Source organism: Streptomyces sp. A01, assembly GCF_059026195.1.
The window spans coordinates 1-370 of the sequence record NZ_JBWLKN010000138.1; the positions used below are offsets into that span (position 1 = coordinate 1).

General features: G+C 67.6%; 1 protein-coding gene. It reads left to right on the forward strand.

Annotation, left to right across the window (positions count from 1 at the left end; translation table 11 throughout):
* A partial coding sequence (locus tag AC5P1B_RS35900; protein ID WP_493892229.1) for a zinc-binding dehydrogenase occupies positions 1-370 on the forward strand: 370 nt, incomplete at both ends.

Sequence of the window (370 nt, forward strand, 5' to 3'; positions counted from 1 at the left end):
GGCCGGGGTGTGGATGTGGTGCTCAACAGTCTGGCTGGTCCGTTCACGGACGCGTCGTTGCGGTTGCTCGCCGAGGGCGGGCGGTTCATGGAGATGGGCAAGACCGACATCCGCGACGCCGGGCAAGTCGAGGCAGAGCACCCCGGAATCCAGTACCGCGCGTTCGACCTGATCCCTGACGGCGGCCCCGAGCGCATCGGGGACATGCTGGCCGAGCTGGTGGATCTGTTCACCACGGGGGCTCTGTGTCCTGCGCCGGTGCGGGCGTGGCCGTTGTCTCGGGCGCGGGAGGTGTTGCGGTTTTTGAGTCAGGCGCGGCATACGGGGAAGTTGGTGCTGGAGGTTCCTGCGGTGGTTGATCCGGAGGGCA